The organism is Serratia sp. OS31, from assembly GCF_014164835.1.
GTDB classification, from domain to species: Bacteria; Pseudomonadota; Gammaproteobacteria; order Enterobacterales; family Enterobacteriaceae; genus Serratia; species Serratia liquefaciens_A.
The window spans coordinates 113658-132569 of sequence record NZ_JACJFQ010000012.1 but is presented as its reverse complement, the minus strand read 5'-3'; the positions used below and the strand labels follow the sequence as shown (position 1 = coordinate 132569).

Sequence of the window (18912 nt, the reverse complement as noted above, 5' to 3'; positions counted from 1 at the left end):
TTTTCGTTTGCGGCTAATTAAGCGCTAAATAATGCCAGCGGTATTTTCACCACCACTTTGCGAATATCGCCGGGCTGTTGGTTAATACAGGCCGGGCGATGCACATCCTGCGGGAAAAATACCGCAAAATTTCCCGGACGCAGGGTTAACCAGGATTCATCAGCGACGTCCTGATAAAAAATAATGTCGCGCTGCGCCAGCAAATCCTGGTGGATCGAGTTATTACCGAGATCCGCCGCCACGCCGATCAATTCGGTGCCGCTGACCAGAAATTGCACGTCGATGTTTTCCCGGTGCACCTCGGGCCGCAGATCGCTCGGCTGGTGGGTCTGCAGATCCAGCACCTGTACCACGTAGCCGGTGGCAGGATCCTGATACCGACCGGCGGGCAGGGCGCTGAAATCGGTGCTTTGCAGATAGGCGATGGCTTTGGCCACCGGCGCCGGGTACTGCTCCGGCGAAGTATGGGCAATATGGCCGAATATCATGGTGACTCTCCTGTTAAAGCGCCTGAATGCGCGCCCAGACGCGCTCATCGACGGGAATGCCGTCACGCATGTTTTCAGCGTGGATACGTGGGAATTTATGGCCCGGCAGGCGAATGGCTATCTCCGGGTTATCGCGTTCTGCGCTGGTGATGTAGTCCATGATGCGCTGCAGTTTGGCATCGCGGGTGGCACCGTCGATCAAGCGTTCGATCTCAATGGCGATGAACACCTGCGACACGCCATATTCTTCGCGGTTGTCTTCGGTCACTTCCGCCACTGAGGATCCGCCGGACAACAGGGTGGCGATCATATCCAGCACGATCGACAGCGCGGATCCTTTCCAGTAACCCATCGGCAAAATGCGACGGTTTTCTTCAATGGTGGCCGGATCGCGCGTCAATTGGCCGTCGTTGTCGAAACCGCCGTCCACCGGCAAGGTTTTACCCGCCAGCCGATTCAGCTCCAAAGCGCCATAGGAGAACATCGACATCGACATATCCACCATGGTGATGGGGTTGCCCGGCACCGCGACGATCAGCGGGTTGGTGCCGATCCGGCACTCCTTGGCGCCCCAGGGGGGCATAACGGCGATCGAGTTGGTCCAGCAAATGCCGATATAGCCTTTCTCCGCCGCCTGCCAACCGAAACCACCGCCGCGCATCCAGTGGTTGGCATTGCGCAGGGCCACCAGCCCTATACCGTGGTTATCAGCCAACTGCATGGCGCGATCCATCATCTGCCGCGCCGTGAGATTGCCGATACCCTGATGCGCGTCCCATTGTTCAATGGCTCCGAGTGACAACAGCTTGCTGGGTTCGGCGTCCGGCACGATATCGCCGGCGTCCAACTGCTGAATAAAGCGTGGGAAACGGTTAACGCCGTGGGAGTAAACGCCGTTGGCAGAGGTGTCAGCGAACATGCCCGCACAGTCATCGGCGGTGGCTTCCGCCACGCCCCGCGACAGCAGCACGCGTTTGAATTCCTGTTTCAGATCGGTGTAACTCACTCTCATGCTGGTTCTCCGCTACGGCATTTTGTTTGTTTTATGTTCTTTGAATTTCAATATGCGAAATTGCATTTCAAATAAATGCTATACCTGCGGCCAGATGAAGTCAAAGCGAGGGAAGAGAAAGTTATTCATATAAAACAAGTGGTTAAATTAACTTGGTGGTTTTGTGATCGCAGGCACGTTTTTGGCCGTTGCGGTGTTTTAGGCGTGGCAAAGCAGAGCGGTAACTGCCCGCTCTGCTTTGGCCTTTATGACTAATTACCCTCGCGTATTCAGTATTTTGCGGTACAGCGAAGTGGTGGCGGTGATGTACAACTCATTGCCGTCTGGTCCACCAAACGTGCAGTTGGAAACCCGCTCCGGCACTTCGATCTTACCGAGCCGCTTTCCCTGACTGTCGAAGATCAATACGCCGTCGGCACAGCTGCAAAAAATGTTACCGAATTCATCGACACAAAAGCCGTCCGGGAAGCCGGGTGCCACGGTGGCGAAACGGCGTCCGGCGTTCAATTCACGTCCGTTAACCTGATACACCCGCAGCTCTCTGCGGCCCAGGGTCGGGAAATCGACGATCGACATATCCGCCACGTACAACAGAGACTCATCCGGCGAGAACGCCAGGCCGTTAGGGCGCTGGAGATCGCTGGCCGCGATGTTCAGCGAACCGTCACGCGGATCGAAGCAGTAAAGGTAACAGCCAACGATCTGGCTTTCCGACTTGTAACCTTCTTCGTCACCGATAATGCCGTAGGGCGGATCGGTAAACCAAAGGGTGCCGTCGGAACGCACCGCCAGATCGTTGGGTGAGTTGAAACGCTTGCCGTCAACGCGATCGACCAGCATTTGCACCTCACCGTTGTTTTCGGTTCGGCTGATGCCGCGTCGTCCGTGCTCGCAGCTGACCACGCGGCCTTCGGCATCCCGTGCGTTGCCGTTGGCATAATGCGACGGGGAGCGCCACAGGCTCAGTTCCCCCTGTCGCGACCAGCGGAACATGCGATTGCCTTTCACATCGCTGAACACCACCGCGTTTTGTGCGGGCAGCCACACCGGCCCCTCGGCCCAAATGGCCGGTGAGCACAGGCGTTCGAGCGGTGGGCCCGCCATCAGTTGGTTCATGCTGACCTCCGCTTACTTCACGCCCCAAATGGCTTTGTAATGGCCCTGATAATCATTTTGCGGGTCATACAGGTTACTGGCGCCGCCGTCGGCGGTGATGTTGTCGCGGGTCACCAGGTGCGCCGGGGTCACGTAGCCGGAAGGTGGCTGTTTGGCGAAGGCGCGGTTGAACTCATCCAGCAGTTGCCAGCCGTGCAGCTTGAGCGGCTCCGGCACCGTGGCGGACTGGCTGCCGCCGGAACGAATGCGCTGATAGGCCGAAATCGAGCCGTCGCCGGCGGAAATGCTGTATGGGGCATGGGTACCGCCCTTACCGGCGGTTTTCAGTGCCGGAGCCATAAAGTCAAAATACAAATCGTTAATCGCCAGCGCGTATTGGAACTGATCGCCGTATTTCTGCAGCAGGCTGAAGGTCATGGCGGGCATGCGGTTGGCGGTGTCCGCCAGCGGGGTATCGATAAACTCAACCACCTTGCAACCGCTGCATTTACCGATCTCCTCTTTCATCACGTTGGCCTTGTCCAGCGCGATTTGGTACAGCGAATCGGTGAAGATCAGCACGCTGGCTTTGCCGCCGGACTGCACCACGGCATATTGGGCGGCAATGCGCGCCACTTCGTTGGAGTCTGAGGTGACGTTATAAAACACGTTGTACTTGGCGATGGGCCCCGGCTCCGGCACCGCGTGCCAGGCCGTCAGCACTATGCCCTGCTGAATGGCTTTTTTCAGCGGGATCTTGGCGACGTTAGGGTTCCAGCCGCCGATCACTATGCCGTCCGGCTTTTGGGCAATGGCCTGATTGAGCGAGGCCAGCTGATCTTTCACCGAGCCGCCGCCGTCGAGGGTTTCCAGTTTCCAGCCCGCGGCTTTCGCCGCTTCGCTCAGCCCTTCCTGCACCCCTTGTACACCGCCGTTTTTCATGTCCGAAGCGATAAAGATGATTTTCTTGTTGGCTTGCAGCTGCGGCCCGCTGGTCGGTCCGTCCCACTGAGTCACGCTGGCAGTCGCCTTGGCGACCGCGGCCGTGGCCTGATCCAGATAAGCATCGGCCCAGGTGGGAGAAGCCGCGCTGGCCAGCAGCAGGGTAGTCGGTAATATCCAAAGACGTTTCATTCGGTGCACTCCTGGTTAAGGATTGATCGCTTTTTGGTTATTTTTATCAGCCGTAGCGGCTGGGCTGCGTTGTACCGCTTTTTGATTGAGTAACCGGCGGCGTTGGGCATAGCCGGCAAGGGTGATCGACAGCAACAGCGTCGCGCCATTGAACAGCGGCTCGACCCAGAATTCACCGCCGAACTGTTGGATACCGGCGATGCCGATAGCCAAAATGGCAATGCCAACCACGGTGCCCCAGACGTTAACCCGGCCCGGACGAATGGTGGTACTGCCGAGGAAGGCGCCGACCAGGGCCGGCAGCAGGTAGTCCATGCCGACGCTGGCCTGACCCACGCCCTGTTCGGCGGCGATCAGTACGCCACTGAAACCGGTCAGCACGCTGGAGGCGATAAAGGCACCAATGGTGAAGCGATTGACCGAGATGCCGTTCAGCCGCGCCGCCGCCGGATTGCCGCCCACGGCGTACATGCAGCGGCCAAGCGGGGTATGTTCGGTGATTAACCACAGCACCACGGCAACGATCAGCACATAGAATGCGACGATCGGGATCCCGCCGATCTCGGTATGGTGCAGGGCGATGAAAGCGTCCGGCAGATCGCCGACGATCTGCCGCCCGCCGGAGTGCCACAGCGCAATGGCATACAACACGGTGCCGGATCCGAGCGTGGCGACGAAGCTGTCGATGTCCGCCAGTGCCACCAGAATGCCGTTCAACAGGCCGTACAGCGCGGAAAGGGCCAGTACCGCCAGCACCGCCATCTGCCACGAAAAGCCATATTCCACCTGCAGGGTGATGGCCAGGATATGCCACAGCACGATGCCGAAACCGACGTTAAGGTCAATTTTGCCGACGATCATCGGGATGGTCGCCGCCAGCGCCAGCAGCGCAATCTTGGCTTTGCTGGAAAGGATCGCCTGCAGCGTCAGCATGGACGCGAAGGACGGTGCGATCAGCGAAAACAGTACCACCAGCGCAACGCACAGCAGCAGCAGGCCGTAGCGGGTGAGAACCTGCATCAGCCAGGGGCCGGCGCCGTCCTGCGACAGGCTGACTCTTTGCTCCAGTGCCGTTGATTTAACAGATGTTTTAGACATGGCCTACCTCAGATTCTAACGTTGCCGTGAGGGTTTCCCCGGAGCTGGCGGAGGCCAGTTCCAATAAATTGGCGAATGACACCTGCTGGTTTTTCAGCTCGCCGACCACTTTTCCCCGGTTGAATACCAGAGCGCGGTTGCAGATATGGGCGATCTCTTCAAAGTCATTGGAGATCACCAATACTGCCACGCCCTCCGCCAGGGATTTATTCAACAGATGGTAGATTTCCGCCCGTGCTCCTACGTCTACGCCGGCGGTGGGATCTTCCAAAATCAGCAGCGGGGCGCCCAGGTGCATCCAGCGCGCCATCACCACCTTTTGCTGATTACCGCCGGACAGGGCGCTGATATCGATATTGACGTCTTTGGGCCGTACGTCGAACAACTGTACCTTCCACCAACTGGCACCAATTTCAGCCCGGCGGCTGTAGCGGGACAGCAGTTTGTGGCCACTGGCACAGGGGTTGATAAACAGATTTTCACGCACGCTCATCGACATCACCAGGCTTTCACCGGTGCGGTCGCCCGCCACCAGCGAGACGCCGCAGGCCATGGCATGTTGCGGGCTATCGGCGCTATAGGGTTGGTCACGAAAGCGGATTTTGCCTTCATCGGCGTGACGCAGGCCGAACAGCAAGCGGCCGATCTCCTCCTGCCCGGCGCCGCGCAGGCCAGCCAACGCCAGCATTTCACCGGGCTGCAGGCTAAAGCTGACCGGGCCGATATCGCCCACCACCACATTATTGAGCTGCAGCACCGGCGGCTGGTTTTCCGGCAGGGGTTCGCGCTGATCGCCCGCTATTGCTTCACCGACGATCATCTGCACCAGATCGCGCAGCGAATAGTCGGCGGTATTGCCGCCCGCCACATAGCGGCCGTCGCGCATGACGCATACCCGGTCGGCAATCTCGATCACTTCATCCAGCCGGTGGGTGACGTAAATCATGCCGACCTTTTTGTCGCGCAGCCGGTTAATGACGGCAAACAGATGACGCACATCGTTGGCGGGCAGCGAGGCGGTGGGTTCATCCAACACCAGCAGTTCGGCGTTAACGGCCACCGCCCTGGCGATCGCCAACAGCGATTTCTCGGTGCGCGACAGTTCGAACACCCTGGCGTCGGGATCCAGCGCGATGCCGACATCCTGCAGCGCCTGAGCGGCGCGGCGGCGGATGGCTCGCCAGTCGATCAGGCCAAAGCGGCGCGGGAATCCCATCACCAGCGCCATGTTTTCCGCTACCGTCATCCATTCGATCAGCCCGAGATCCTGATGAATAAAGGCAATAGGCTGGCGACTGTCACTTTTTATCGCCGCGGCGGAGGCTATGCTGGTGCCCTGGAACTGAATGTCGCCGCCGTCGCGCGGATACACCCCGGCCAGCACTTTGATCAGCGTCGATTTGCCTGCGCCATTTTCGCCCAGCAGGGCCAGGACTTCGCCCGGCATCACCTGCAGGCTGACGTCGTTCACCGCGACGTTGCCGCCAAAGCGCTTAACGATATGGCTGAGGGTAAGAATGGGTTGTTCCGCATTATCTGGTGTCATGTGATGCGCCCCTGGTAGTGAAATACGCAATCGGATTGATGCTTTTTGGTGTTTATATCGCCGTTAAATTTCAATATGCGAAATTCAATTTCAAAAATAATATGACGAACACCGATCTAAAGCAAAGCCGAAGGTGTTTTAATTTTTGTTTTAAAACAATAAGTTATTTATGTCTTTGCGGAATTGTGACGCACAACTCACTTCGAGAGTTAGCAGAATGTTGCGCAATTTTAACCTGCTGCTGACAATGAAACGGCGTTCCGTCTTCACCTGATGCGGGCCTTGGGGTAACATTCCCGGCAAAGGGGCCGTTTGCCACGCGGTGGCGTTGGTCGGCGGTTCGACACTGGAGAAATTGCGTTATGAGCCTGAAAGCTGTCGACGAAAAAGATGACAAGAAAGACAAACCCCTGGGCAGCCAAAGCCTGTTCCGCGGTTTGCAACTGATTGAGATCCTGAGCAACTACCCTAACGGTTGCCCGCTGGCCCATCTGTCTGAACTGGCCGGTATGAACAAAAGCACCGTTCATCGCCTGCTGCAGGGTTTGCATACCAGCGGTTACGTGACTCAGGCGCCGTCGCCCGGCAGCTATCGCCTGACCACCAAGTTCATTTCTGTCGGTCAGAAAGCGCTTTCCTCGTTGAATATCATCCACGTTGCCGCACCGCATCTGGAGCAGCTCAATCTTGAGGTCGGGGAGACGGTGAACTTCTCCAGCCGCGAAGACGACCACGTCATTTTGATCTACAAGCTGGAACCCACGACCGGCATGATGCGCACCCGTGCCTATATCGGCCAGCATATGCCATTGTACTGCTCGGCGATGGGCAAGATTTTTATGGCCTATGGCAACAGCGATTACCCCGATCGCTACTGGCAGACACATCAGCATGAAATCCAGACGCTGACGCGCAATACCATTACCGAATTGCCCAAGATGTATGAGGAACTGGCCGATATTCGCCAGCGCGGCATGGCGATGGATCGTGAAGAGAATGAGCTGGGGGTGTCCTGCGTAGCGGCGCCGGTATTCGATATTCAGCAGCGGGTACCCTACGCGGTATCGGTATCGTTGCCGACCGCCAAACTGCAACAAATCGGCGTCAAAGCGCTGATTAAGCCGGTGCTGGCGACCGCGCAGCGCATTTCTCAGGAGCTGGGTTTTGTTCTTCCCGCCTGATTATTAGCATTGCTGATAGTTGATTAGAAATATCAATTTCACCTAATAATTTTTTCCTCCTATGATGCGCGTGTTGACCGACACGCGCCGCTGACCGGCGCACTCTTTCTGTGAGGAATACCATGCTAGCTGTCTTTCTGCAGGGCTTTGCCCTGAGCGCCGCGATGATCCTGCCGCTGGGCCCGCAAAATGTTTTTGTCATGAACCAAGGCATCCGCCGTCAGTATCATCTGATGGTCGCCTCACTGTGCGCATTGAGCGATGTCGTGTTGATTTGCGGGGGGATTTTCGGTGGAAGCGCGTTGTTGAGTCGTTCGCCGTTGCTGCTGGCTTTGGTCACCTGGGGCGGCGTCGCCTTTCTGTTGTGGTACGGCTGGGGGGCGTTTCGCACCGCGTTCAGCCGGCAATTGGCGCTGGCAACGGCCGAGGAGCTTAAGCAGAGCCGCTGGCGGCTGGTGGTGACCATGCTGGCGGTAACCTGGCTCAATCCGCACGTTTATCTCGATACTTTTGTGGTGCTGGGCAGCCTGGGTGGCCAGTTGGCGCCGGACGTTCGTTCCTGGTTTGCGCTGGGGGCGGTGAGCGCCTCCATTCTTTGGTTCTTCGCGTTGGCGCTGTTGGCTTCCTGGCTGGCCCCCTGGTTGAACACTCAAATGGCGCAGCGCGTCATCAATACGCTGGTCGGCGTGGTGATGTGGGGCATTGCATTGCAGTTGGCCTGGCAGGGCGCAAGTTTATAAGAATTTGTCACTAATCCGAATTCAAAAGCCCGTGCGATATGCTACGTTTGATGCCAAGGAACCGGCCTTTTTCAGTCGAGAAAGCTCGGTAATCAGTTACAGCCTGTCATCAAGGAGACTCTGTGAAGCTTAAAGCATTGGCTATGGCCGCAATGATTGGATTAGGGACGTTACCGCTGGCGCTGCAAGCGGCGGAAGTGCCGGAAGGGCCGCACGTAGTGACTTCTGGCACATCAAGCGTTGATGCCACTCCAGATATCGCCACCCTGGCGATCGAGGTCAGCGTCTCTTCTAAAGACGCTGCGCAGGCGAAGAAGCAGGTTGATGAGCGCGTAGCGCAATATTTTGATTTCCTGCAGAAAAACAATATCGAGAAGAAAGACATCAGCGCGGCTAACCTGCGCACTCAACCGGAATACGATTACCTGAAAACCGGTGAGTCGGTGCTGAAAGGCTACCGTGCCGTACGCCAGGTACAGGTTACGCTGCGCCAGTTGGATAAGTTGAACGAGCTGCTGGACGGGGCGTTGAAGTCCGGCCTCAACGAGATCCGCGCCGTTGAGCTTGGCGTGGCCAAACCGGATGTTTACCGCGAACAGGCGCGTCAGAAAGCCATCGAGAACGCCACACAGCAGGCGGCTTCACTGGCGAAAGGCTTTAACGCGAAACTGGGGCCGGTTTACAGCATTCGTTATCATGTTGCCAACTATCAGCCAATGCCGGTAGCGCGCATGTACAAATCGGCGGGAGCCGCTGCGGAAAGCGACGTGGCGCAAACCTACGAACAGCAGAGCATTCACTTTGACGATCAGGTTGATGTGGTGTTCGAGCTGCAGCGCAACGCGGCGCAGTAACTCAGGCCGTGTTCAGTAAAAAAGGTTCGCCGCGGCGAACCTTTTTCCCTTTTAATCCTGACGCAGAACCTGGCGACCGTGTTCCAGCAGGGCATCGGTCACTTTACGCATCATGCGGCTTTCCGGCGCGAAGCGGTGCCAGAACAGCATGCGGCGCTGGAACAGACCCGGAGTCAGATCGATAAGCTCGCCCGACTCCAACTCTCTCTCAATCTGCAGATGCGGGATCATACAGCAGGTGGTGCCCTGACGAGCCAACTGCACGAAGGCTTCCGATGAGTTCACGATATGGCAGGGAACGCTGCCCGGCGACAGATCAAAGTTCTGCTGCAGGAAAGCCTGGTGCATGTCATCGAGATGGTCGAACGCCACCGCCGGCGCTTTCAGCAGCGCAGAACGTGTGACGCCGTTCGGGAAGTAGCGCTCGGCAAAACCTTTCGAGGCGACAAACAGATAGTCCAGCGCGCCCAACCGGTCGACCAGGCAGCTCGGCAGCGGCTGCGGTTGGATACTCACTGCGCCTACCACTTCACCGCGCCGCAGGCGTTCCTGGGTACGGGTTTCGTCTTCCACCTGCAGGTTCAGGCGGATAGGGGAGTCCGTCAGCACCGGTTTTAACGCCGGCAGCAGCCAGGTGGCCAGGCTGTCGGCATTGACCGCCAGCGACAGCAGCAACGGCGTGTCGATACCGGTGTCGTTGCCCAGCCACTCTTCTTCCAGCAACTCGACCTGGTGCAGCAGCGCCAGCAATTTTTGGCCCTGCTCGGTCGGACGCGGCGGTACGGTGCGCACCAGCAGCGGTTGGCCGAACAGGTTTTCCAACTGCTTGATGCGCTGGGATACTGCCGATTGGGTGATGCAAAGCTTTTGCGCGGCGCGCTCAAAGCCGCGCTCACGGATCACCGCGTCCAGCGCTTGCAGCGTTCGATAGTCTGGGCGTTTCATCGGAAAGATATCCCTTACAGTAATAGATACAGGCACTATGCCACATCTGGGGTGTTTTACAGGTGGAAAATCACCGCGCGACTTTACCGCGACGCGCCTAAAAATGCGGCTTAGGGTGAAGAAGTGTGATCCTGCCTGAGTGAAAAATAGCGATTTACCCTATAATACGCACACGTTTTCGTACAGAGGCAATGGACATATTATGACGCAGGATGAACTGAAAAAAGCGGTTGGCTGGGCCGCGCTGGATTACGTAACCCCTGGCACCATCGTTGGGGTAGGTACCGGCTCCACCGCCGCCCACTTTATTGACGCGCTCGGCTCGATCAAGCACCAAATCGAAGGGGCGGTGTCCAGCTCCGACGCCTCCACCGCCAAGCTGAAAAGCCTCGGTATCCACGTGTTCGACAGCAATGAAGTGGATTCGCTGGATATTTATGTCGATGGCGCGGATGAAATCAACCGCCAGATGCAGATGATCAAAGGCGGCGGTGCCGCGTTGACACGCGAAAAAATCATTGCCGCCATCGCGCGCAAGTTTATCTGCATCGTCGATGCCAGTAAGCAGGTCGATGTGCTGGGCAAATTCCCGTTGCCGGTCGAAGTGATCCCGATGGCGCGTTCCTATGTGGCGCGTGAGTTGGTGAAGCTGGGCGGGCTGCCGGAGTACCGCCAGAATGTGCTGACTGATAACGGCAACGTGATCCTCGATGTGCACAACCTGAGCATCGTCGACGCCATCGCGCTGGAAAACAAAATCAACGGTATCGCCGGCGTGGTGACCGTGGGGCTGTTCGCCAACCGCGGCGCCGATGTGGCGTTGGTCGGCACGCCTGAAGGTGTGAAAGTCGTCGAATAACCGAATGTGTTAGCAGGGGCGTCGCCATGGCGCCCCTCTGGGATACGCTCTTGGATCCCAGCGAACCGCATAATTCACTGGCTAAAATATCTTTTCTTTAAAGCGCCAAATTTGGTGACATATGTCACATTGTCAGCGTTAGCTCCACAAAGCTTCTGTCTATTTCTTTCCCTTTGGCATTTTCTGCCAGAAACCGCCAACATCGCTGAGCCTTGTACTGACGGGCGGGCAATCGTTTGTATTGCCGCCCGCGTTATTTTTGTTATGTTGGATGCGTGCTGTTAACAACAGCCGCTTCTGAAGTCTGAACATAGGGTCGGGTAAATGGCAAAAGTATCATTGGAGAAAGACAGGATTAAATTCCTGTTGGTGGAAGGGGTTCATCAGAGCACGGTAGATAATCTGCTGGCAGCCGGATATACCAACATTGAATATCACAAAGGTGCGTTAGACACCGAAGCGCTTAAGGCATCCATCCGCGATGCTCACTTCGTCGGCATCCGATCGCGTACGCATCTGACCGAAGAAGTCTTCGCCGCTGCAGAAAAGCTGGTGGCGGTAGGGTGTTTCTGCATCGGCACTAACCAGGTTGATCTGAAGGCAGCGACCAAACGCGGCGTTCCGGTGTTTAACGCACCTTTCTCTAATACCCGATCCGTGGCCGAAATGGTGCTGGGCGAACTGCTGCTGATGCTGCGCGGCATTCCCTCCGCCAACGCCAAGGCGCACCGCGGCGAATGGCAAAAATTGGCCGTGGGCTCGTTTGAAGCGCGCGGCAAGAAGTTGGGGATTATCGGCTACGGCCATATCGGTACCCAACTGGGCATCCTGGCCGAAGGCCTGGGCATGAAAGTGTTCTTCTACGATATCGAGAACAAGCTGCCGTTGGGCAATGCCCAGCAGGTGCGCCACCTGTCCGACTTGCTCAATATGAGCGACGTGGTGACGCTGCACGTGCCGGAAACTCCGTCGACCAAAAACATGATGGGTGCAGAAGAACTGGCGCTGATGAAACCGGGCTCGATTCTGATCAACGCTTCGCGCGGCACCGTGGTGGATATTCCCGAGTTGTGCAAGGTATTGGCCAGCAAGCACTTGGCCGGCGCGGCGATCGACGTCTTCCCGGAAGAGCCTGCGACCAACAGCGAGCCATTCAACTCACCGCTTTGCGAGTTCGATAACGTGATCCTGACCCCGCACATTGGCGGCTCCACTCAGGAAGCGCAGGAGAATATCGGTGACGAAGTGGCCGGCAAGCTGGCGAAATACTCCGACAACGGCTCAACCCTGTCGGCGGTTAACTTCCCGGAAGTGTCCCTGCCGGCGCACGGGCCTAACGCCAGCCGCCTGCTGCACATCCATGAAAACCGCCCGGGTGTACTGACGCAGATTAACCAGATCTTCGCTGAAGAAGGGGTGAACATCGCCGCGCAGTACCTGCAAACCGGTCCGGAAATCGGCTATGTGGTGATCGACATTGAAGCGGAAACCGAGCGTGCCGATGCGGCATTGCAACGTATGAAGGCGATTGACGGCACTATCCGTGCTCGCTTGCTGTTCTGATTGAATGTGCTGTCACTGAAAAGGCCGGATTTATCCGGCCTTAGTCTGATGGCAAACACCCGAAAAACGTGGTTTTCGGATGTTTGGGGTAAATCAGAAGAAATAATCCTTTGTTTTCATTAGTCCCCAGATCAGAACTTTTAACCGCAAAGAACTTTGTCAGCAATCTGAGGCCGGATTTATCCGGCCTTTTGCTATTTAACGATCTGCCACACCCAATTTTTTGCGGGGGTGACAATCTCCGGCAGCGGAATATCCCAGTGTTCCACCGGCACCTGTTCGACCTGCTGGCAGTCATGGGCCAAGCCTATCGGATAAGGGCCGCGGTGCTGCCAATTTTGCAGGGTGCGATCGTAGAAGCCACCCCCCATCCCCAGGCGCTGGCCCGCGCTGTCAAAGGCCACTAACGGCGTCAGTACCACGTCGAGCGAACTCAATGGCAGCACCTGGCGCACGTCGAGTTGCGGCTCAAGAATATTGAAGCGGTTGTTCACCAGGAGTGTTTCAGGAGTGTAATGCAGGAACAGCAGATTACCGGGGCTGAACGGGTGCAGGACCGGAAGGTAAACCTGTTTACCTAGCTGCCACAGGCGCTCAATCAACGGGCGGGTATTCAATTCACCGTCGAAAGACAAAAATACCGCGATGTTCTGTGCCGCCAGGACGCGTGGATGTGCAGCAATGCGTTCGGCTATCTGCAGGGAGGATTGTTGTTGTTGTTCAGGCGTTAAGGCGCGTCTACGCTGACGGATTTGGCTTCGGATGTTTTGCCGCTGTTGGGCATTCTGGGCTTGAAAAGACATAGTCAGCACACATATCGCTGAGGAAGGGGGAATCTCCGAGATGCCGTCGCAGGCTGTAACCCTTGAACCCATGGTTCAAGGTGAACGTGCTGTCGCAATCTTAAGGCTTCTCGGCGGGCCGAGCATGCACACCGATCGCGGATCATCACATTCTGTTGGTACTAAATATCGGCTCAGGGGACTGGCCCGCTGGCGAACATCTCAGAGAAATTTTTTACTCATTGCCAAAACCTTGGGTTTCAGCAACTTAAGTTATTCGAATTGTGCATCCTGACGTTCAGAGATGCGACCCTGTTCAAGCAAAGCCTGTTCAATGGTCTGTTGCAGCATGCGAATGCGTTGTTCCATATTGGACGCATAATCACGGGTTTTCAACCGTTCTTGAGCAAGTTCATGACAAACGTTCAATGCTGCGATGAAAACGAGCTGCTCAGTATTTGTGACTCTAGTGCGAACTTTAAGATCTTGCAACCGTTCGTTAAGATCGACCGCGGCCATGTTCAACGCATCTTGTTGTTCTGGCGGGCAATTGACTCTTAAAGAGCGACCAAAAATTTGAATATCTACCGGTTGTGCAGACATGCCACCTTCCTGCCTAAATTTCGCGCCAGCCCCAGCTTGCCCTGACCGGGCCTACCAAAGCGGGCGCCACTATATATACCTCGGTACCAAGATACAACCCCTTTTTCAGTACCTGGTTGTAATCTACTGCGTCAGACATTACCAGTCAAAAAAGGGTTTCAAAATGCGTATTTAGCGTCATTTCGTCCCCTGCCGGCAGCGTGTGAGTTCTGACACATCACGATTATAACTAGCCACTGAGGTGTCGCGCTTATCTGGTACAGCGACGGACCTTGGTGGTAGCATAACACGAACTTATCCTGCCAACGATGACGAATGCGCATGTCTATACAGAATACATTTCCAAGTTACCAATCTTTGACCGTTGCCCTTAACCAGCAAGCGGTGGCGTTAACCGCAGCAGAAATGCACGGCCTGATCAGCGGCCTGCTGTGCGGTGGCAGCCGCGACGCCGGCTGGCAATCGCTGGTCTATGATCTGACCAATGAAGGCGTGGCCTTCCCGCAGGCGCTGAGCCTGCCATTGCAGCAACTTCATGAAATTACGCGTGAAACGCTGGAAGACGACGACTTCATGTTCCAACTGATGATGCCGGAAGGCGAAACCGTCAGCGTGTTTGACCGCGCCGATGCGCTGGCCGGTTGGGTGAATCATTTCCTGCTGGGGCTGGGCATGATGCAGCCGAAGCTGGCGCAGGTGAAAGACGAAGTGGGCGAGGCGATCGACGATCTGCGCAATATCGCTCAGCTCGGTTATGACGAAGACGAAGACCAGGAAGAGCTTGAGCACTCTCTGGAGGAAGTGGTGGAGTATGTGCGCGTGGCGGCCATTTTGTGCCACACCGAATTTACCCGCCATAAGCCGACGGCGCCGGAAAATGCCAAACCGACCTTGCACTAAATACCCGATTTCACGCCCTTAGCGGCCGTGAGCACAGGCAGATTGATTTCAGGAGAAGGTGATGACTCAGCAGGAATTCAACGGTCGCCGTCAGGCGCTGTTGGCGAAAATGGCTCCGGCCAGCGCGGCAATTATTTTCTCTGCGCCGGAAGCTACGCGCAGTGCAGATACCGAATATCCCTACCGTCAGAACAGCGATTTCTGGTACCTGACCGGCTTCAACGAACCGGGTTCGGTGTTGATTCTGGTCAAGAGCGACGAAACGCACAACCACAGCGTGCTGTTCAACCGGGTGCGCGACCTGACGGCGGAAATCTGGTTTGGCCGTCGCCTGGGGCAGGAAGCCGCTCCGGCGAAGCTGGGCGTGGACCGCGCGCTGCCGTTCGATGAAATCAACGATCAATTACCCCTGCTGCTCAATGGCCTGGACGTGGTTTATCACGGGCAGGGCCAATACGACTACGCCGATAAAATCCTGTTCGACGCTCTGGACAAGCTGCGCAAGGGCTTCCGCCAGAATCTTCAGGCACCGGCGACTCTGACCGATTGGCGTCCGTGGCTACATGAAATGCGCCTGTTCAAATCGTCTGAAGAGTTGGCGATCATGCGCCGCGCCGGTGAAATCAGCGCGCTGGCCCATACCCGCGCGATGCAGAAATGCCGCCCCGGCATGTTCGAATACCAGCTTGAAGCGGAAATTCATCACGAATTTACCCGCTTTGGCGCTCGTTATCCGTCTTACAACACCATTGTCGGCGGCGGTGACAACGCCTGCATTCTGCACTACACCGAAAATGAAAGTGAATTGCGCGATGGCGATCTGGTACTGGTCGATGCCGGCTGTGAGTATAAAGGCTACGCGGGCGACATCACCCGGACCTTCCCGGTCAACGGCAAGTTCAGCCGGCCACAGCGCGCGGTGTATGACATTGTGCTGGCATCGCTGACGCGTGCCCTGGAGCTGTTCAAACCGGGCACCAGTATCCGTGAGGTCAATGATGAGGTGGTGCGCATCATGATCACCGGGCTGGTGGAGCTGGGGGTCCTGAAGGGTGAAGTGGAGCAACTGATTGCCGAACAGGCCCATCGTCAGTTCTACATGCATGGACTTGGCCACTGGCTGGGGCTGGATGTGCACGACGTGGGGCATTACGGCACGCCAAACCGCGACCGCACGCTGGAGCCGGGCATGGTGTTTACCGTCGAGCCTGGGCTGTACATCGCGCCGGATGCCGACGTGCCGGAAGAGTACCGCGGCATGGGTATTCGTATTGAAGATGATATTGTGATCACTGCCAACGGTAATGAAAACCTGACCGCCAGCGTAGTGAAAGACGCTGACGCCATCGAAGCCCTGATGGCGGCGGCAAGGTAACGGCATGAGCGTAATTATTGTTGGCGGCGGCATGGCGGGCGCGACCTTGGCGCTGGCCATTTCATCGCTCACTCAGGGAAGAATGGCGGTTGATCTGGTCGAAGCCACCCGACCGGACGATCGTAGCCATCCGGGGTTTGACGCCCGCGCCATTGCCTTGGCGCAGGGCACTTGCCAACAGCTGACGCGTATCGGCGTTTGGCCGGCGTTGCGAGATTGCGCGACGGCCATTACCCAGGTACACGTCAGCGATCGAGGTCACGCGGGTTTCGTTAATCTGTACGCGCAAGATTATCAGGTTGACGCGCTCGGGCAGGTGATTGAACTGCATGACGCCGGCCAACGGTTGTTCGCGCTGCTGGCCAAGGCACCCGGCGTCACGCTGCATTGCCCGGCCAGAGTGGTCGATGTGGTGCGTACGACGGAACAGGCTGAAGTGCTGCTGGATAACGGGCGGCGCATCAGCGGGAAGCTGCTGGTGGCGGCAGACGGCTCGCGCTCGGCGCTGGCGCAGGCCTGCAACCTGCAATGGCAGCAAAATGATTATCCGCAGTTTGCCACCATCGCCAACGTAACCACGGCGGTGCATCCGCAAGGACGTGCCTTTGAGCGTTTCACCCGCTATGGACCTTTGGCGTTGTTGCCAATGTCCCAGGGTCGTAGCTCATTGGTGTGGTGCCATGCACGCGAAGATCGTGAACAGGTTGATGCGTGGGACGATGCACGCTTTATGAGTGAATTGCAGCAGGCGTTTGGCTGGCGATTGGGGCGAGTCCTGCGTGCCGGTAAGCGTCACAGCAACCCGCTCAGCCTGCTGACCGCCAACCAGCACGTCAGCCATCGCTTGGCCCTGGTGGGGAATGCCGCTCAGACGCTGCACCCTATCGCCGGTCAAGGGTTCAACCTCGGCCTGCGCGACGTGATGTCGCTGGCGGAAACACTGGCTCAGGCACAGCAGGACGGGGAAGATCCCGGCGGCTATGCGTTGTTAAGCCGTTATCAGCAACGGCGACAGCAGGATCAGCAAGCGACGATTGGCGTCACCGACGGTTTGATTCGGCTGTTTGCCAACCGTTACGGCCCCTTGGTGGTCGGGCGTAATCTGGGTCTGATGGCGATGGCACAAATGCCGGCGGTGCGTGACGCCTTTGCCAAGCGGACTTTGGGCTGGGTAGATCGTTAGGCAATATTCAGATGCGGCGCAGCGTGTTGCGCCCAAAAGCGCTGGGCAATCACTGCGCAGCGCGTCATTTAAGGAAATTAAGCAGCATGCAATCATTTGACGTGGTTATCGCCGGTGGCGGTATGGTGGGGCTGGCACTGGCTTGCGGTTTGCAGGGCAGTGGCCTGCGCGTTGCGGTGCTGGAGCACCAGCAGCCGGATATGACGCCGCCTCAGCCACAACCGGCACTGCGGGTATCCGCCATCAATGCCGCCAGCGAGCGCCTGTTGCAGCATATCGGCGTCTGGGATGAGATCCTTACCCTGCGCGCCAGCGCCTATAACGCCATGGAAGTGTGGGATCGCGACAGCTTCGGCAAGATTGCCTTCCGCGGTGACGAATGCGGCTTCAGCCACCTCGGTCACATCATTGAAAACTCGGTGATCCAGCAGGCGTTGTGGAAACGGGCGGCAAGCCTGAGTGATGTCACGCTGATCACCCCGGCGGCGCTCAAGCAGGTGGCCTGGGGCGAAAACGACGCTTTTATCACCCTGGAGGACGGCCGCATGCTGACGGCCAGGCTGGTAATAGGTGCCGACGGTGCTAATTCCTGGCTGCGCCAGCATGCCGATATTCCGTTGACCTTCTGGGACTACCGCCATCATGCGTTGGTGGCCACCATCCGCACCGAAGAGCCGCATTTGGCGACGGCACGTCAGGTATTCCACGGCGACGGCATTCTGGCATTTCTGCCGTTCAGCGATCCGCATTTAAGCTCCATCGTCTGGTCGGTTGCTCCCGAAGAGGCCGAGCGCCTTAAGCAGCTGGCGCCTGAGCAGTTTAACCGTGAGTTGGCGATGGCCTTCGATCTGCGCCTTGGCGCCTGCCAGTTGGAGAGCGAACGCCAGACCTTCCCGTTGACCGGGCGCTATGCACGCAGCTTTGCCGCGCATCGCCTGGCATTGGTGGGGGATGCCGCCCATACCGTGCATCCGTTGGCCGGTCAGGGGGTCAACCTGGGCTTTATGGACGCCGCCGAGCTGATCGCCGAATTGCGCCGCCTGCAACGTCAGGGCAAGGACATCGGCCAGCACCTGTATCTGCGTCGCTACGAGCGTCGTCGCAAACACGGCGCAGCGGTCATGCTGGCCAGCATGCAAGGATTCCGCGAACTGTTTGACGGTAACCACCCGGCGAAAAAATTGCTGCGCGATGTCGGGTTGCGGCTGGCTGACAGCCTGCCGGGCGTCAAGCCGAAGCTGGTGCGTCAGGCCATGGGCCTGAACGATCTGCCGGAATGGCTGGCCTGATAACGGCCTGAGAGAGATCCTTCAGCCGGGTCTCTCTTTCTTTTTCCCCGTAGCGTTACCGTTCTCCAAAGGCGCAGATCTGTGCCTTATGCCCATAGCTTTTCCTTATATAACCCTTCATTTGAAATAATCTAATTTCAGGCTGTTTTTATCATTACTTTTTCTAATTCCATAACCGGTTATCAAAAGTCGAAATTCCGTCTCTGGCCGTGAGTTTGTTATATAACTTCGGATTTTTGGTGCTCTAATTGTTGGTTTTGTGCCT

The 18912-nt window shown here is 57.2% G+C and carries 18 protein-coding genes and 1 other RNA gene; 9 read left to right on the top strand and 10 right to left on the bottom strand.

Features of this window, described 5'->3' with window-relative positions; translation table 11 throughout:
* Window positions 1-17: 17 nt before the first annotated feature.
* The 6 genes from H5P17_RS12625 to H5P17_RS12600 form a co-directional block, all read right to left on the bottom strand.
* On the bottom strand, window positions 18-488 hold the full coding sequence (locus tag H5P17_RS12625; protein WP_182823260.1) for a YhcH/YjgK/YiaL family protein: 471 nt from the start codon (window positions 486-488) through the stop codon (window positions 18-20).
* 13 nt (window positions 489-501) lie between these two features.
* Window positions 502-1500, bottom strand: coding sequence for a 3-dehydro-L-gulonate 2-dehydrogenase (gene yiaK, locus H5P17_RS12620; RefSeq protein WP_182823258.1), 999 nt, complete (start codon window positions 1498-1500; stop codon window positions 502-504).
* Window positions 1501-1755: 255 nt separating this feature from the next.
* Entirely contained in the window at window positions 1756-2616 is an 861-nt protein-coding gene (locus tag H5P17_RS12615; RefSeq protein ID WP_182823256.1) for an SMP-30/gluconolactonase/LRE family protein, read from the bottom strand.
* A gap of 12 nt (window positions 2617-2628) precedes the next feature.
* Window positions 2629-3729, bottom strand: a complete 1101-nt coding sequence (locus H5P17_RS12610) for a substrate-binding domain-containing protein (RefSeq protein WP_044553285.1) — start codon at window positions 3727-3729, stop codon at window positions 2629-2631.
* Between the two features lie 15 nt (window positions 3730-3744).
* Window positions 3745-4827, bottom strand: coding sequence for an ABC transporter permease (locus tag H5P17_RS12605; RefSeq protein ID WP_044553283.1), 1083 nt, complete (start codon window positions 4825-4827; stop codon window positions 3745-3747).
* Entirely contained in the window at window positions 4820-6373 is a 1554-nt protein-coding gene (locus tag H5P17_RS12600) for a sugar ABC transporter ATP-binding protein (RefSeq protein WP_182823254.1), read from the bottom strand. Before H5P17_RS12600 ends, H5P17_RS12605 begins: the two co-directional genes overlap by 8 nt.
* A 362-nt stretch (window positions 6374-6735) precedes the next feature.
* Here H5P17_RS12600 and H5P17_RS12595 point away from each other — a divergent pair, with 362 nt between their 5' ends.
* From H5P17_RS12595 to H5P17_RS12585, 3 genes are all read left to right on the top strand, one after another.
* Entirely contained in the window at window positions 6736-7554 is an 819-nt protein-coding gene (locus H5P17_RS12595) for an IclR family transcriptional regulator (RefSeq protein ID WP_044553281.1), read from the top strand.
* Window positions 7555-7676: 122 nt separating this feature from the next.
* Window positions 7677-8294 (top strand): arginine exporter ArgO, encoded by a 618-nt coding sequence (argO, locus tag H5P17_RS12590; protein WP_044553279.1) that lies wholly within the window; start codon window positions 7677-7679, stop codon window positions 8292-8294.
* Between the two features lie 122 nt (window positions 8295-8416).
* Window positions 8417-9148, top strand: a complete 732-nt coding sequence (locus H5P17_RS12585) for an oxidative stress defense protein (RefSeq protein WP_071827052.1) — start codon at window positions 8417-8419, stop codon at window positions 9146-9148.
* A gap of 51 nt (window positions 9149-9199) precedes the next feature.
* On the opposite strand, the gene H5P17_RS12580 is transcribed toward H5P17_RS12585, so the two are convergent.
* Window positions 9200-10093: a LysR family transcriptional regulator ArgP gene (locus H5P17_RS12580; protein ID WP_044553276.1), complete on the bottom strand. Its 894-nt coding sequence runs from the start codon at window positions 10091-10093 to the stop codon at window positions 9200-9202.
* Window positions 10094-10295: 202 nt separating this feature from the next.
* Here H5P17_RS12580 and rpiA point away from each other — a divergent pair, with 202 nt between their 5' ends.
* The gene (gene rpiA / locus H5P17_RS12575) at window positions 10296-10952 is read left to right on the top strand and encodes a ribose-5-phosphate isomerase RpiA (RefSeq protein ID WP_020828502.1); all 657 of its coding nucleotides are present in this window, start codon (window positions 10296-10298) and stop codon (window positions 10950-10952) included.
* A gap of 324 nt (window positions 10953-11276) precedes the next feature.
* On the top strand, window positions 11277-12515 hold the full coding sequence (serA, locus tag H5P17_RS12570; protein ID WP_044553273.1) for a phosphoglycerate dehydrogenase: 1239 nt from the start codon (window positions 11277-11279) through the stop codon (window positions 12513-12515).
* A 194-nt stretch (window positions 12516-12709) separates the two neighbouring features.
* Here the strand turns inward: serA and H5P17_RS12565 are convergent, their stop codons facing one another.
* The 3 genes from H5P17_RS12565 to zapA all read right to left on the bottom strand — a co-directional run bounded on the left by H5P17_RS12565 (window position 12710) and on the right by zapA (window position 13900).
* Entirely contained in the window at window positions 12710-13318 is a 609-nt protein-coding gene (locus H5P17_RS12565) for a 5-formyltetrahydrofolate cyclo-ligase (protein WP_182823252.1), read from the bottom strand.
* A 28-nt stretch (window positions 13319-13346) separates the two neighbouring features.
* A non-coding RNA gene (gene ssrS / locus H5P17_RS12560) (6S RNA) lies at window positions 13347-13529 on the bottom strand.
* Between the two features lie 41 nt (window positions 13530-13570).
* Window positions 13571-13900, bottom strand: a complete 330-nt coding sequence (gene zapA, locus H5P17_RS12555) for a cell division protein ZapA (RefSeq protein ID WP_012146623.1) — start codon at window positions 13898-13900, stop codon at window positions 13571-13573.
* 321 nt (window positions 13901-14221) lie between these two features.
* On the opposite strand from zapA, the gene H5P17_RS12550 reads away from it, so the two are divergent.
* From H5P17_RS12550 to ubiI, 4 genes are all read left to right on the top strand, one after another.
* Window positions 14222-14800, top strand: coding sequence for a YecA family protein (locus H5P17_RS12550; protein ID WP_041414927.1), 579 nt, complete (start codon window positions 14222-14224; stop codon window positions 14798-14800).
* A gap of 61 nt (window positions 14801-14861) precedes the next feature.
* The gene (gene pepP, locus H5P17_RS12545) at window positions 14862-16175 is read left to right on the top strand and encodes a Xaa-Pro aminopeptidase (protein ID WP_182823250.1); all 1314 of its coding nucleotides are present in this window, start codon (window positions 14862-14864) and stop codon (window positions 16173-16175) included.
* 4 nt (window positions 16176-16179) lie between these two features.
* Complete coding sequence (gene ubiH / locus H5P17_RS12540; RefSeq protein WP_182823248.1) at window positions 16180-17358, top strand: 2-octaprenyl-6-methoxyphenyl hydroxylase; 1179 nt, start codon at window positions 16180-16182, stop codon at window positions 17356-17358.
* Window positions 17359-17444: 86 nt separating this feature from the next.
* Window positions 17445-18647 carry an FAD-dependent 2-octaprenylphenol hydroxylase gene (gene ubiI, locus H5P17_RS12535; RefSeq protein ID WP_182823246.1) on the top strand — a complete coding sequence of 401 codons (1203 nt, stop codon included), beginning with the start codon at window positions 17445-17447 and terminating at the stop codon, window positions 18645-18647.
* Window positions 18648-18912 lie beyond the last annotated feature (265 nt).